This is a genomic window from Sphingorhabdus sp. (genome assembly GCF_040079335.1).
GTDB lineage: Bacteria > Pseudomonadota > Alphaproteobacteria > Sphingomonadales > Sphingomonadaceae > Sphingorhabdus_B.
The window spans coordinates 1-14,875 of the sequence record NZ_JBEBKL010000022.1 but is presented as its reverse complement, the minus strand read 5'-3'; the positions used below and the strand labels follow the sequence as shown (position 1 = coordinate 14,875).

Genomic DNA, 14,875 nt, shown 5'->3' with positions numbered 1-14,875 from the left:
CTATTCCCGCCCGAAATCTTCGGGGAAATGCCGCAGCGCGCTCAACACCGGCATCGGGGTCAGCCCGCCCATCGCGCAGAGCGAGCCATCGGTCATGATCTCGCACAAATCCTCAACCAGCGCCAGATTGCTCTCGCGATCTTCGCCGGCGATCACCTTGTCCATCACTTCCTTGCCGCGCACCGCGCCGATGCGGCAGGGCGTGCATTTGCCGCAGGATTCGATAGCGCAAAATTCAAAGGCAAAGCGCGCCTGCTTCGCCATGTCGACACTATCGTTGAACAGCACAAGGCCGCCATGGCCTAGCATCGCACCTGCGGCGGTCAGTGCCTCATAATCCATTTCGATATCAAGCCCGGAAGCGGGAATATAGGCCCCCAGCGGTCCGCCCGCCTGCACCGCGCGCAAGGGTCTCCCCGAACGGGTGCCGCCGCCAAAATCCTCGATCAGCTCGCGCAAAGTGACGCCAAAGGTCTTTTCTACCAATCCGCCGCGCGCCACATCACCTGCGAGCTGGAATGCCTGCGTTCCGCGTGACCGCCCCATGCCGAAGTCGCGGTAATGCGCGGCACCTTTCGCCAATATGTCGCCCACCGCCGCCAGCGTCAGCACATTGTTCACAACCGTTGGCTTGCCGAACAGTCCCGATATGGCCGGGATGGGTGGCTTGGCGCGCACTTGTCCACGCTTGCCTTCCAGGCTTTCGAGCATCGAGGATTCCTCGCCGCAAATATAGGCCCCGCCGCCCATGCGGATTTCGATGCGGAAATCGGAAAGCCCGGCTGCGTGCCAAATATCGACGGCGCGGCGCATCGTTGCAACGGCGTGTGGATATTCGGATCGGATGTAGATATAGCCTTTGTCTGCACCGATGGCGTGCCCGGCAATCGCCATGCCTTCGATCAGCGCAAAGGGATCGCCCTCCATCAGCATCCGGTCGGCAAAGGTTCCGCTGTCGCCTTCATCGGCATTCGCACAGACATATTTCTGCTCGGCTTGCTGCTCGAGCGCGGTCTTCCATTTGATGCCCGTGGGAAAGCCCGCGCCGCCACGCCCGCGCAAGCCGGATTCGGTTATTTCGGCGACAACCTCTTGCGGTTGCATCGCCAGCGCGCGAAGCAGTCCAGCGAGCCCGCCTTGCGCTTCATAATCGGCAAGGCTGAGGGGATCGATGAGGCCGCAACGGGCAAAGCTCAGCCGTTCCTGATTGGCGAAATAGGGGATGGCTTCGGTCGGTCCGTGGCCAAGGCGATGTTCGCCCCCTTCAAGAAAACCGGCATCGAACAATGAAACCACGTCATTTGCCGTAACTGGCCCGAAAGCGATCCGTCCCCCGCCAGTTTCAATCTCGACCAGCGGCTCGAGCCATAGCATTCCGCGCGAGCCGTTGCGGACCAGCTCTATTTCAACGTTGCGCTGCGAAGCCTCATAGGTGATCGCCGCTGCTACTTCGTTTGCCCCAACCGATTGCGCCGCCGCATCGATAGGAACGAAGATCCGAAACGCGCTCACGCCTTCGCCTCCAGCGCTTCGACCGCTGCATCAAATGCTGCGGGTGTAAGCCGCGCTTTCAATTCTCCATCGACCAGCGCCGCCGGGCCAAGCGCGCAATTGCCAAGGCAGTACACAGCTTCCAGCCGGATTGACGGGTGCCCATCCAGTCGCGCTTCGGCATGTCGCGCCAGTTCTTCCGAACCCACCGCTTGGCAAGCCTCCGCGCGGCACAGCTTGATGCAGTGATTTGAAACAGGTTCACGGCGGAAATCGTGGTAGAATGTGGCCACGCCATAAATCTCGGCACGCGAGATATTGACGGCATGAGCGACGCCCTTCAGCGCGTCGTCGCTCAAATATCCGCACTCGGCCTGAACCGCATGCAGGATCTCTATCAACGCATCAGGACGATTGCCATGCTGCGCACAAATTTCGCGCCATATTTCGTGCGGGTAGGGCAAGGCGGCTGTGTCTGGCATGAGTTTGATTGGTCGATAAAACCGTCAGGCCTGATAGGCCAGCGCAAATCGCAAACGCACAAAGTTATGCGAAAAGCGTAGGGCATACGAAAACACGGTGACGCGGACCATGAACCGCAATAGGTATGCAAAATAGAACAAATATATAGTGGAGAGGGACTATGGCACTAGCGCCGCAAGCAGCGAGCAGCAGCGACAGCAATCCAGCCGAGAGCGAGGGTCAGCACATCGATGCGCCCGAGCTGCGCCTGTTCGTGATGGCGCTGTTTTTCATTTTCGGTGGTATCACCTCGCTCAACGATGTGATCATCCCGAAGCTGAAAGAGCTCTTCACGCTCAATTACACGCAGGCGATGCTGGTGCAGTTCTGCTTCTTCACCGCCTATCTGGTGATCGGTCTGCCGGGCGCGGCGCTGGTCAAGCGGATCGGCTATATGCGCGGCGCGGTTGCGGGCCTGCTGACGATGATGACGGGCTGTCTGTTGTTCATCCCGGCCAGCCAGACCGCGACATATGGCGTGTTCCTGTTCGCGCTGTTCGTGCTCGCAAGCGGCGTGGTGATTGTGCAGGTCGTTTCCAACCCGCTGATAAGCCTGCTCGGCAAGGCAGAGACCGCGCATAGCCGCCTGACCTTTGCGCAGGCGTTCAACTCGCTTGGCACTACCGTTTTCCCCTATTTCGGCGCAATCCTGATTCTCGGCAGCCTCGCCACAGTAAGCGCAGACCGGCTGTCGGGCGCTGAGCTCGATGCCTATCGCACCGCGGAGACGCAGGCGATTGTGAATGGCTATCTGGGGCTGGCGGTGGCGCTTGCCATCGTGGCGGGTGTGGTGTGGATGTTCCGCAATAAGCTGAAGGGCGAAAAGCATGAACCGAGCAGCCTGCTGGGCGGCTTCCAACTGCTCAAGCGTCCGCGCTTTGGCTATGGCGCTGCGTGCATCTTCCTCTATGTCGGTGCCGAAGTCGCCATCGGCTCGTTGATCGTCAACTATCTGATGCAGGCGCATGTCCTGGGCTTGCAGGAACAGGCAGCGGGCAAATTGATCGGCATCTACTGGGGCGGTGCGATGATTGGCCGCTTCATCGGCTCTGCGATCCTCCGCGTCATCAGCCCCGGTCTCGTGCTGGCTGCAGTGTCAGCCGGCGCAATCACGCTGATCCTGATCTCGACGAGCACAACCGGCGCAGTTTCGGGTTATTCTCTGCTTGCCATCGGCCTGATGAACTCGATCATGTTCCCGACCATTTTCACGCTGGCGTGTGAGAAGCTGGGCGCGCGTGCGGCGGACGGCTCGGGCATCATCAACATCGCTATCTTCGGCGGTGCGGTTATTCCGCTGATCACCGGTGTTATCGCTGATGCAACTGGCAGCCTCGCCACTGCACTGATCCTGCCGGCCTTGTGCTACGCCATCATCGCAGGCTTTGGCCTGTTCGCAAGGAAGCCTGCTGAGGGATAACAACTGGTCTTTAACGCAGGGTTTGTAACGCATCACTGATTCATGTGTTCCGGATAATTGAACAATTGGCTTTCGGCTGGTCCGATAGAACAGAAAATTAGCTAAACTGTCGGCGCTTTCGGCGGATTGAATTTTCAGAAGGCAAATTCTGTCTGCTGGAAAGACAATCATCGATGGTAGCTATATTTACAGGAAACGGGCTTGGGCTGGAACGCAGCTCAGGTTCGGCTTTGGGTGCGCGCGGACAAGTGGGTGTGGCAAGCCATGGGCGAGCGAGTGAGCGCGTAACTGTCAACGCGGCCAACGGTAACCTGATAATTGGTAACTACGATGAATTCCTGATTGGACGCGGACCAGACAGCGCAATCAACCGCACCTATAACAGCCTTGGTCAATTTACTGACGACAACGGCGACAACTGGGCGTCAATGGGTGCTCGGATTACAAATCAGATTGGGGCGGTAAATACGGCAGGGGCAACAATCGACCGGATCGGTTGGGACGGGAGTGTTGTACGATACACATATAATGTGTCGAAAAATGCTTATGTCGCAAAAACGGATGCAGGTGCCTACAATCTGATCACCTATAGCGGCGCTTGGAATTGGGAAGACGCTGACACAGGTGTCCGCGAAGTCTATGCTCCGGACAGCAACGGTCAGCGCGTCGTCCAAAAGCTTGATCGCGACTATAATAGCATAACGTACAGCTATTTGAGCGACAAGATCAACCGCATCACCACAGCTGATGGAAACTATACGGACCTGATTTGGTTGGGAAACAACCTTACCGAATTGCGGACAACTTATACCGATACTCAGACAGGGACGACAAAGACGCTTACCCGTACGCGCTACAGCTACGATAGTTCAAATCGCCTTATAAAGGTCATGGTTGATCTAAGCCCGGAAGACAACAGCATCACCGACGGGCGGGTTTACGAGACAAGTTACAGCTATCACGGTACGTCAAAGCTGGTTGCATCAATCACACAAACCGACGGATCGCGGCTCGATTTCAGCTATGATGGCAGTAATCGCGTTACGTCCTTCACCGAATGGGTGGATTCCAGTACCTCGCGGACGACGAGTTTCAACTATGGTGCGGGATACACTAACGTCACCGACCATTTGGGAAATACTACCGCGCTTTATTATAACAGCGCAGGACAACTGACCTATTTGCGTCAGCCAGAAGCAACCGCTGGGGGCAATCCGAAAATCACCGAGTTTATCTACAATGCCGATGGTGACGTTATCGAAGTCATTGAAGGGTACCGGTCAAACGACTTGCTCGACAAGACAGGCTGGGCTGGCGAACAGCGCGGTTCAAACTTGATCAATCTGGCTGACTGGCCGTCAAATCCCGATGCTTTGCCAACCGGTGCCGCAACAGTTACAGACTGGCAGAACCCCGGCTGGACCATAGACGAAGCGCGTTGGGCCAAAACAATCGGTCCGGATGGCACACCTACAGCTGTCATCCAAGTAGGACAAAACGACAACGCTCCTGATGGAGGCGGCAACTATACCAATAGTTTTGTCGTCGATAAGAACAAGGCTTACGAATTTACCACGTACTTCCAACTGACTGAAACTGGCAAACACACCATATATTTCGGTCTAGACGGCAGTGCGCCAGTAGTGAGCGCATTTTCCGGGGCGCCCGATGGTAATCCTTATTTCATGGCAACTTTCCCAAACGCCAACTCGACCTTCAAAGCTGGTCGTTGGTACAAGGTTATAAGTTATGTCCTGCCGTCAACCGCTGGCAATTTAACGGGCTACAGTGACCTAGGTGGTATCTATGATGTAGGTTCGGGCGAGCGGGTTGCTGATGTAAATGTTTACCGTTGGGCGGATTCTCAGCCGGTCGGCTCAAATGCTGGAATTCGCTTCTTCAACTATTATCAGGAAGGCACTCAAGGTTTTTACACCAACTATTACAAGCCTGAAGCGCGAGAGATCAATCTGGCGGGAGGTGCTGCGAATGTAAATGGTTGGGCCAATTGGCTTTCTGCTGAGGCCCGCTGGGGAGCAACATTAGGGCCGAACGGTCAGCCGGTTTTTGCCATGCAGACCGGGCAAACCAGTCCGGATCAAGCTGGTGGCGGCACCCACTCCTCCCAAATCGCGATCGACCGAAACAAGGCATATGAATTCACCTACTATTTCAAACTGTCGAGCGTTGACAAACATTATGTCTATTTTGGTCTGTGGGGCGACCTGCCGGTTGAAAATCTCGCAAATGGTGCGCTCGATACAAATCCTTACTTCTATTATCCAGCACCAGGCAATCAAGGGAACCGTTTCGTTCAGGACCGTTGGTACAAAGTTGTTGGTTTTGTACTCCCGCAGGGTTCAACTGCGACGCCACCCGATCAGTTGGGCGGCGTATTTGACACCACCACCGGTGAAAAGGTGGATTCGTTGTATAACAATTATCGTTGGGCAGCTTCGGGCGGCGCCGACAACATTGGCGTTCGATATTTCAACTATTATGGCGACGTCAATTCAGGCTATTCGACTTGGTTTTACAAGCCCGAAATCCGTGAAGCGACGGGGCGAACCATCTCATCTGGCGGATTTGCAATCCCGCTTGGCGAACAGATCACCCAAAGACGCTGGTATAAATATGATACCAATGGCAACCTGGTCGAAGAGGTGGATCAGGTAGGTCAAACGACGCGCTACACTTACGGCACCAAAAACGAGCAGCTGTCGGCAACGACTTACACTGCCACAGATGCCGATGGCGTTTATTTCACGGGTCAGCCAACTGGCGCAATGACCGCGCGCTATGTTTATGACAGCGAAGGGCATTTGCGGTTTAAAATCAGTGCCGAAGGAAGGGTTGCCGAATATCGTTACAACGCGCCGGGGCAAATGGTTAGCGCGATCACCTATGCAGCCGACAGCTATTCAAGCAGCACAAATTCGTTATCGGAACTGGAAAGCTGGGCTGCGGGCGCAGACAAGAGCCAGGCTGAATGGATTGACTATGCCTATGATTTTCGCGGCAATCTATCCACCGAGACCAATTATCGCCGTTTGACTGCCGGCGGATCGTTGGTTGAGGCCGGGTTGCAGACCACCTATGTCTACGACCAGTTCGGTAATCTACTTTCAAAACTGGCGAACGATGGCAGCGCTGCAGAAACCTACGCCTATGACGGCATGGGTCGCGCTATTCGCCATACCGATGCCAAGGGCGTCGGCACATGGACCAGCTTTATCGACGCGCAGGCGCGCACTGTCACCACGTTGGCGAACGGACTGACTACCACTTCAGTGTACAACCGCGCCGGCGAGCTGGTTGCGAGCAGTGAGGCGCGAGGTGGGGTGGTGCAGGAAAATGCCATCAACCCCGATATCAACAGCTGGGGAAGTAATGCGGCGCGCTCGCCCGCCGGGACAATCGATGGAGCGCCCGCTACGCTTTACACCACCGCCGCAGGGCAAACGTACGCTGTTTCCTATTCCAATGTCTGGATGGAGCCTGGTGAAACGCAAACTTGGTCGGTTTCGATACAGGGCCAAGGCAGCCTCACTTCGGCGGCGCTCGGCATTTGGGGCAATGTCAGCGGCTGGAGCAGCGTCAACTTCTCGTCCGCCCGGATCATTTCGGGGCCTGGAACGATTACTCAGGATCAATCGAGCGGCGGCTATTTCACCATAAATGGCCTGTCTACCACAGAGCCGACCCGCATTGAAGTGACGCGCACCTTTACCGAAGCCCAATATGGCTACCCCCATTTCTACGCTTATGGTGGCGTAGGGCAGGGCGTGCTTGTCGGGGCGCAATCGTTCACCAAAAGCCGGTACGACACAACGACGGGCGGAGGGTCGTTCACCGCGCCTGATTTCAATATCAACAATTGGGGCAATGGGGGCGTTACCGTAACGGGTGCTGGAACGATTGGTGGTGGTGCGGCAGCCAACCAGTATATTGTCAATTCTACCAGCCAGTGGTCGGGCGTTTACACTGGCATCCATGCCAAGGCGGGTGACAGTTTCACAACCGCTGTGACGCTTAAGGGTGTCGGTGGCGGAACGTCCGCGTCATTCGGCATTTATGGCTATTCGACGGGCTGGGGCGATTTGAACAGCGCGATTTCTTTCGCCCGCATCATTTCGGGACCGGGCACTTTGACGCAAGAAGGTGGCGGGCTGTGGAACATAACCGGCCTCTCGGCGACCCAAGAAACCCGTATCGAAATTGTGCGTACATTTCAGACCGAGGAATCGGGGGGCGTCTATCTTTATCCGAACCGTCCGGAAGGATGGATTGCAGGGCAAGGGATAATAGCGGGTGCGCCGAGTATAAGCCGTACGCCTGGTTCGCTAACCAGCTTCAAATATGACTCGCTCGGCCGCCTCAAGATCAAAATCGATGCGGTTGGCACCAAAACCTATTATCTCTATGATCGCGCGGGGCGCAGGATGGCGGAGGTTGATGGCGATGGATCGCTGACCGAATATAAATATGACGCAGCCGACCGGCTGATCGCGACGGTTGAATATGAAAATGCGATTTCGGCGGGCATTATCGCCGCGCTCGAAAACCCGCTTGCGAATAATGAGGTTGCGGGCATTCGCCCTGCGTCTAGCGTTTCGGATCGCTGGAGCTGGAATATCTATGACAAGGCAGGCCGCCTGATCCAGACTATTGATGCGGCGGGGGCTTCGGTTTCCTACATGTACGACGGCGCGGGCCGTCTTATCAAAACCACCCACTATGCGAATGTGATCGCTGCTGCCACCCTATCCAGCTTCATGGCTAGTCCGCCCACTGCCTTTGTTCAGGCGCCATGGGATTCATCGGTCGATCGGACGAGGTTCAACTATTACGACAATGACGGTTTGCTGGTCGCAACCGTCGACGAAGACATGTTCGTGACCGAATATGTTTATGACAAGGCGGGGCGCCAAATCGAAACCGTGCGTTATGCCAATGCCGCCTCGGCAAGTTACCAACCCAGCGGTGCCTTCACCAACGCGCTGCCCGGCACCTGGGCGCAGTTGAAGGCGAGTATCACGCAAAGCGCAGCCAGCGACATACGGAACTATACCCTTTACGATGGCCGCGGAAATGTGGTGGCCACGGTTGATGGCGAAGGCAATGTCACGCAGTTCAGCTATACCGCGCGCGGACAGGTAGCGAAGGAAATCCGTGGGCGAAGGCTCAACATCAACAGCTACATCGCGACCACGCCTGCACAACGAACGATCGCCAATCTGCAAGGATGGCTGCTTGGTGGTAATATAGAGGATGTCACGGACTATGCCTATGACGTGCGCGGGCAGCTGATAAGCCGCGTCCGTCAGCTGACCGGAGGGACGGAGACGACCGTCTGGACCTATGACAGCATGGGCAACAAGCTGACCGAGACGACCAGCGAGACCGTTTCAAGCGACACCCGAACGCAGAGCTTCCGCTATGATGCCAAGGGGCGGTTGATCGGCATGATCGGCGGAATGGGCAGTATGCACATGGAAGCGCTCTATGGGCTCAATCCCACGGAAGCGCAAAAGGACTTTATTTTCCGAACTTATGGCACGCGGTTTGTCTATGACGCAGCAGATCGGCTAATCCAGAAGCTGACGCCAGATGGCAGCGGCAATTCTGCCGATCAGCGCACACTCTACTATTACGATGGCGATGGTCAATTGCGTTATGAAATCAACGCATTGGGTGAGGTGACCGAGTATCGCTATAACACGCTCGAGGATCGAACCGACAGCATCGTCTATGGCACACGGATCGCGGCCGGTACGCTTGGCACATTAACCGGCGGGCTGGTGACAGCAACGGTTAGCAATGCCGTGGCGGCGATTGCCAATAGTGCTGTCGATAGCAGAGATCAATTTGCCTACAACAATCGGGGCGAACTTTGGGTGCACACCCGACCGGGCGGCGGCCTGAATGACTATCAGTCATATTATTACAACGCATTTGGCGACGTCATCAATCAATACGCTTATCCGCAAGGAAGCGACCAGACGGATTCGATTTCGACAAGTTATTTCCGTCGCGGCTTGGTTTACTATGAGCGACGGTTCCTGAACAACTCCGGCGCAGGCGCAGTGCAAAACACCTATTATTACGACGCTTTCGGCCGCATGACCGTCGAGTATACCAACAACACAGATTGGCGACACAGGACAAATGGTTATGATCGTGCAAACCGATTAATTCGGCGATGGGATCAATTGGATAACCATGCAAACTTCTCTTACGATTCCCGTTCAAACCTCAGCAGCCAGATCGACCGCAACAGCCGATCCACAAGTTTCGTTCATGACCAGCACAGTCGAACGATAACCACAACCACCGCCGAAGGTATTGTCTCGACCGTCAAGAAAAATGCTTACGGGCAAACGATCCAGATAACCGACGGTGCGGGGCGGACCACCAGTTACACCTATGACAAAAACGGCAATCTGAAGACCGTTACTGACGATGCGGGCACGACCACTAAAAATTACGACAATGCCGACCGGTTGATCGAGGTGATCGACGGGCGCGGGGTGAAGACCCAGTATAGCTATGATGCAGCAGGTCGAGTGCTGACCGAAATACGCGATGCAGGCGGGCTCAACATCACCACCGCCTATGCCTATGATGCCAAGGGACAGCAGATCCAGATTACGCAGGCGCTCGGCACCGCGCAGCAGCGTATCGACCTGATAGTCTATGACCTGAAAGGTCAGAAGATCCAGGTCGTTCAGGATGCGGGCGGGCTGGCGATCCGCACCGACTATGTTTATCGTGCCGACGGCAAGATCACGCGCATGACGGAAGGCGTCAGCACCACTGCTGAACGCCGTACAGACTATGAATATGACTCGACGGGTCGGCTTTACATTGAACGGGTCGATCCTCTCGGCCTCAATTTGGCAACCGTCTATGTTTATGATGTCAACGACAATGTCATTGCCATCGGCGACCCGCGCGGCTTTGCAACCCGTTTTGTTTATGACAAGGAAAATAGGCAGATATTCTCGCTCTCGCCGCATGGTGAAGTCGTGGAAACAGGTTATGATGCGGAGGGCCGCGTTGTCTGGACGCGCGCGTGGGCGAACCGAATTGCGCAAGCGACATTAGACGGCCTATCAACCGAGGTGTCCGAGGCGACTGTCCGGTCGCTTTTGCAGGCAGATTCGCGTGATCGCGTAACGCGCATTTATTATGACGGCGATGGTCGTCGCGCTTATGCTATCGACGGCGAAGGCTATGTTACGCGATTCAAATATGATGGTGCGAACAATATCGTCAAAACCGTGGTCTATGCGACCAGCTATGGCGCGGGCAACGGCACCACCAAGGCAGATCTGGACGCTCATTTTGGCAACATCGACAACCCGCCTTCGACCGCAGCAGTCACCACCTTCGCCTACGACAATGCCAACCGGCTCGCCAGCACGACGGATGCGGAGGGATATACGGAAAGCTATCAATATGATGCAGCTGGCAACCGCACCCAGGTAACGAACAAGCTTGGAGGGGTGACAACTTATACTTTTGATGCCCTAGGGCGCGTGGCGACCGAAGTTGAACATGGAGCGAATGTCTATTCTCCCGACGGTGGGCTTTTGGGTAGCACGATCACTCGTTATTTCTTCTATGACGCTGCCGGTAACCTGATTCACAAGGCCGATGCAGGCGGTTATACCCATCAGCGCAACGAATATTATGCCTACGATAAATTGGGCCGTTTGACGACCAAGACGCTCGATGCCGTGCAGGTTTATGATCCGCCCTCTGGCGGCGATACGTCGGCTACACCGATTGAAACCTACCAATATGATCAACGGGGTAATTTGATCCTGGTAACCGATCCGGCAGGGGCGAAAACCTATTCATACTTTGATCGCGACAACCGCAAAGTTGCCGAAATCAGTCCGGTTGGCCAGTATAAGAGCTGGACCTATGACGGCCAAGGCAATGTCCTGACCGAACGGAGCTGGGGAACGCTTGTTGGGCTCCCGGCAGCGGCCGGTGGCACGCCGCCCGCAACACCCGGCGGCGAGTATCGCGAAACCAGCTTCGTTTATGATCGCAACGGTCGCCAGATCGAGCGTCGCATCGCAGGCGTCCGCACCGGCAGCTGGAATGATTCGGCTTATGTGAGCAATGCGGATCAGACGATCATTTTTGCAAATGTCTATGACGCGTTCGGTAATCTGGTTCAGGAAACCGATGCCAATGGCCATGTGACCTATCATTTCTACGACCGGAACGGGCGGGCAACTGCAAAGGTCGATCCGCTCAATTTCCTGTCGCTATGGACCCGCGATGAGGACGGCAATGTCACGGCAGAACGGCGCTATGCCAGCCCGATCGGGACTGGCGTCCACTATTTGAGTGACATTCCGTCGATGGTGGCATGGACACCGGCAAGCAGCGCTGACCGGATCACCAATTTCACCTACGACAAAAATGGCCGACGGCTGACAGAAACGCGGGTTGGCGTCGGTTCGTTCACTATTTCCAGCAATGGAGCATTGGGCGGTTCAGGCAACGATTCCACCATCCAATATGCCTATAATGGCCTCGGCCTGGTTACCGCAAAAACCGAGGCCAATGGCGATCGCACGGATTATGCTTATGATGCACATGGTCGCCTGACCTGGCAGCGTGACCCTGGCATTTCCGATCAAAATGGCGTGGCAGTCCACCACCGCACATGGTTCTTCTACGATGGTTTGGGCAATCTGGTTCGCACGACCGAGCAGGGCGTCGACATCAACCATAATTATGCCGGCGGTTATTCGTCGGCAAATGACCGCATCACCCGCTACCAATATGGCCCCGGCGGACGGTTGCGCAGCATGACCGATGCGGCAGGCCAGACACGGATCTATCAATATGACATTCGCGGCAATGTGCAGCGCGAATATGTCGACCATGCCCGGTCGAGCGGAGAAAGTCTCAATAGTAGCATCAGCTACCTCTACGATCTGGCGGGTCGCCGGACTTTAACGCTCCACCATGATTATCTTGGATATAGCGGCTGGCACAACATGCCGTCACAGGATACCAGCTACAACGCCTATGGCGAGGTCGCGACCAAGAGCATCGGCGGGGTGGTGCAGGAGCGGTTCGAATATGACGCCGCGGGTCGCCTGGTCAAAACCAACTCTGGCGACGGGGTGTGGAAATTCTTCGTCCATGACGCGAACGGCAATGTCACGCTGACGCTCGTAAATGCCGGACCCTATAGCATCGGCCATTACACCCAGACCGATGCCCTTGCTTCGGTAAACAGCAGCTATGGAGCGGTTTCCATCGGTTTGGCAGGGTTCAACCAATCGGTCTTCAACGCCACCGTGGTCGCCTATGACAAGCGCGGGCAGGCCATCACCAGCTATGAGCCCGGGCGGCAAGTTGCGGGGACCACCCAGACACTTACCCGCAGCCAGACCTACAATGCCTTTGGCGAAGTGGCGAGCGAGACCGACGCGCGAGGTTTCGCCACCAATTACAGCTACAACAATATGGGCCGCGTCACGCAAAAGCAGAGCCCCTATGTCAATGTCACCTCCGAAAACGGGGTGACGAGCAGCATCCGGCCCACCGAAACCTATCATTATGACATATCCGGCCGCCTGATCGCTACGCGCGATGCGAACAATTATCTGACCACGCGCCTGTTGCTCGCTGGCACCGGACATGAAGGTAGCGAAGCGCTTGTCACCAAGGAATTCCGCGCCGATGCCAGCGCTTGGGAAACCCGCTATGATGCCTATCGCGACGCCCGTGTCATGCTCGACGGGCTGGGGCGCAGCACGGCGCAAAGTTTTGACAAGATGGGCCGCGTCACCCAGATCACCCGGCCTGCGGGCAGCGCCGGGCAGTTGGTTGAATATTACAGCTATGACGGGCTCGGCCGTCGGCTGAAGGCATGGAATAATCTCTACGGCGCAGGCGACGCCGCGACGACAGATTATGACGCGCTTGGCCGCGTCACCGTCAGCCGCGCGACTGGCGGCGATGTGACCAGCACCGTCTATAGCTGGCAATCGGGGATCGTCACTTCCGGGCTTGGCAGCTTTGGCGGCTGGCGCGCGACGACCAGCTATGCCAATGGGCTGACCAGCGAAACCGATACCGACAGCTTTGGCCATGAAGTGCGCAAACGCGATATGAGCGGCTGGCGCACGACCACGGTCAGCTATGATCAGGCAGGGCGCGTGGTATCGCGCAACACCGCAGGCACCGTGCAAAGCTACAGCTGGTTCAACACTGGCCAGGTCGCCACCGCCAGTGGCCCGCAAGGCTATGAAAGCTACAGCTATGATGCGAACGGCAACCGGCTGACCGAATATATGACCGGGGCGTACGGCGCGGTCGTCAAAAATGCCAGCGCCAGCTATGATGCGCTCAACCGCATGACGCAATGGACCGAGGCGGGCAGCGCCTCCACCCCCGCCGCTTCAACCACCAACAGCTATGACGCGGTGGGCAATATCAGGCGGACGCAGGCGAGCTGGCGCGGGCTCGATGGCTATGGCAATGCCGCCGCCACCGCGAGCAGCCGCGATTATTGGTACCGCTATGATGCCGCGAACCGGCTGGTCGTCGACAAGGGCGTGCTCTCGGGCGGCGCCATCACGCGCGGGTTCGGCGATGGGCGGGACATCCAATATAATGCCGCGGGCGAACGCGTTGCGGCGCTTTCGACCAACGTCAAGCTGGGCCGCTGGCATCTAATTGAATATCCCAATGGCGATTATGAAGAGGTCTGGAACTCGGGCACCTTCAGCGAGCGCCGCGAAAGCTATGGCTATGATGGCGCAGGGCGGCTTGCCACGGTGCACACATCGCAAGGCAGCACAGTGCTCGATCAGGATGGTGATAACCTTCCCGACACTGCGCTGCCCGCCGCCCCCACCGGGGGCACCTTGCGGTCGTCCTTTGGCTATGATCTGCTCGGCCGGATGACCCAGCAATCGGATTATGGCGGGATCGATACTTTGGCTGCGACCACCATCACCTTCAGCCGGTCGATCGGTTACAACGCCAAGGGCCAGGTGCTCACCGACGATGCGACCACGATGCGCGCGCGCTACGCCGCGACCGGCTATGACAGCTGGCGCACGCTGACCCGCAACGATTATGACGCCGATGGCAATCTCTACACGCAAGCTGGCTCGGGCTATGCGCTGGGCAGCGTGGTGTGGGCGCATGGCGAGACGTGGAAGAACGGCTCGAGCAGCGCGATCGACGACCATATGACGCGCTATTACTACGACTGGCGCGATGGCGCCGTTCAGTCGAGCATCGCTTATGACAAGCATTATGGATGGTCGAACAACAACGGCCCGACCTTCAACCTCGCCAACTTCAACACCAACTTCACCACCAGTTACAGCTATGACGGCATCGGCAACCTGACCTCGGCGACGGTCAATGACGGGGTACCCAAATCGCTTGCCT

General features: G+C 56.7%; 4 protein-coding genes. 2 read left to right on the top strand and 2 right to left on the bottom strand.

Going from position 1 to position 14,875, the window contains the following annotated elements; genetic code table 11:
• Positions 1–1,512 (bottom strand): NADH-ubiquinone oxidoreductase-F iron-sulfur binding region domain-containing protein, encoded by a 1,512-nt coding sequence (locus tag ABL922_RS07790; protein ID WP_349023646.1) that lies wholly within the window; start codon positions 1,510–1,512, stop codon positions 1–3.
• Positions 1,509–1,973, bottom strand: coding sequence for an NAD(P)H-dependent oxidoreductase subunit E (locus tag ABL922_RS07785; RefSeq protein WP_349023645.1), 465 nt, complete (start codon positions 1,971–1,973; stop codon positions 1,509–1,511). Before ABL922_RS07785 ends, ABL922_RS07790 begins: the two co-directional genes overlap by 4 nt.
• A gap of 161 nt (positions 1,974–2,134) precedes the next feature.
• Here ABL922_RS07785 and ABL922_RS07780 point away from each other — a divergent pair, with 161 nt between their 5' ends.
• Together ABL922_RS07780 and ABL922_RS07775 are read left to right on the top strand one after the other, a co-directional pair.
• On the top strand, positions 2,135–3,433 hold the full coding sequence (locus tag ABL922_RS07780; protein ID WP_349023644.1) for a sugar MFS transporter: 1,299 nt from the start codon (positions 2,135–2,137) through the stop codon (positions 3,431–3,433).
• A 173-nt stretch (positions 3,434–3,606) separates the two neighbouring features.
• A partial coding sequence (locus ABL922_RS07775; protein WP_349023643.1) for a hypothetical protein occupies positions 3,607–14,875 on the top strand: 11,269 nt, incomplete at its 3' end.

Bases quoted from the DNA above. Each gene is read 5' to 3' on its own strand.
- ABL922_RS07785 (WP_349023645.1), bottom strand. From the start codon at position 1,973: ATGCCAGACACAGCCGCCTTGCCCTACCCGCACGAAATATGGCGCGAA.
- ABL922_RS07780 (WP_349023644.1), top strand. From the start codon at position 2,135: ATGGCACTAGCGCCGCAAGCAGCGAGCAGCAGCGACAGCAATCCAGCC.